Source organism: uncultured Thermomonas sp. (genome assembly GCF_937872235.1).
Classification (GTDB): domain Bacteria; phylum Pseudomonadota; class Gammaproteobacteria; order Xanthomonadales; family Xanthomonadaceae; genus Thermomonas; species Thermomonas beijingensis.
In genome coordinates this window covers 1-1,519 of record NZ_CALMPC010000024.1, presented here as the reverse complement: position 1 = coordinate 1,519, position 1,519 = coordinate 1, and the positions used below count along the sequence as shown (strand labels likewise).

Below are 1,519 nucleotides of genomic sequence, written 5' to 3'. Positions count from 1 at the left end.
TGCGCTACTACGCCCTGCAAGCACGCGAGCATTTCGCCCCGATGGCCCTGCCCGGCCCCACTGGCGAAGCCAATTCGCTGCAATTGGCCGGGCGCGGCGTGTTTGTCTGCATCAGTCCGTGGAACTTCCCACTGGCGATCTTCCTCGGCCAAATCGCGGCCGCCTTGGCCGCTGGCAATAGCGTGATCGCCAAGCCCGCCGAACAGACCAATTTGATTGGCTATGCCGCAGTGAAGCTGTTGCACGAAGCCGGCATTCCGCAGGATGTGCTGCAGTACCTGCCCGGCGATGGCGCCACCGTGGGCGCGGCCTTGACCCGTGATCCGCGCGTGGCCGGCGTCTGCTTCACCGGCTCGACTGAAACCGCACGCCTGATCAACCGCGCCTTGGCCAGCCGCGATGCCGGCCCGATTGCCACGCTGATTGCCGAAACCGGCGGCCAGAACGCGATGATTGCCGATAGCTCCTCGCTGCCGGAGCAGGTGGTGAAAGACGCCCTGGGCTCGGCCTTCACCTCCGCCGGTCAACGCTGCTCGGCCGCGCGCGTGCTGCTGGTGCAAGACGATATCGCCGACAAGGTCATTGGCATGTTGGCCGGCGCGATGGCCGAACTGTCCATCGGCGACCCCGGCCTGCCGTCCACCGATGTGGGCCCGGTGATCGACGAGGATGCCAAAGCCATTCTGGTGGAGCACGCCAAGCGCATGGATGTGGAGGCCAAGCCTATCGCCAAAGCCACGCTGGGTGAGGCATGCGAGCACGGCACCTTCTTCGCGCCGGCTGCCTGGGAACTACACGCCATCGCCCAATTGGATCGCGAAAAATTCGGCCCGGCCCTGCATGTGGTGCGCTGGAAAGCCGACGAACTCGATACCGTGATCGACACCATCAACGCCACCGGCTACGGCCTGACACTGGGCATCCATTCGCGCATCGATGCCACCATCGAGCGCATCGTGTCGCGCGCCAAAGTCGGCAATATCTACGTCAACCGCAACCAGATTGGCGCGGTGGTCGGCGTGCAACCTTTCGGCGGCCAAGGTCTGTCCGGCACCGGCCCCAAGGCCGGCGGCCCGCACTACCTGCCGCGCTTTGCCACCGAAAAAACCGTCACCATCAACACCACCGCTGCAGGCGGCAATGCTTCGTTGCTGACGCTGGGCGACTGAGCCGCAAGCCGCCGGGAAGGGCAGGGATTCGCGTAGCCGCATGTCGAGCGGCGTAGTGAATCTCCGCCCTGCCCGGTGACTTGGTGCAGCCGCATGTCGAGCGACGTAGCGAGCTCCTCGCATACCGCCCAACGACAAAAAACCCCGCACAAGGCGGGGCTTTTTGTTGGCGCGATGTTGCGTGGCTCAGTAGCGGTATTGCATCGACACGCCAAACAGATTGGCATGACCAGCGTACGTACCGACCAAGGTTGACGTGTTGCCCGAAGCGATATCCACCGGCAGATTGATGGTGGGGCTCTTGATGGTGATGTGCTGGTAGCCGGCATCCAGTGACAGGTTGTCACTCA

General features: G+C 63.9%; 1 protein-coding gene. It reads left to right on the top strand.

The window, feature by feature from the left end:
- Nucleotides 1-1,169 (top strand): L-glutamate gamma-semialdehyde dehydrogenase (locus QWB57_RS02520; protein WP_288968202.1); only part of this gene is annotated, 1,169 nt, incomplete at its 5' end.
- Nucleotides 1,170-1,519: the final 350 nt, after the last annotated feature.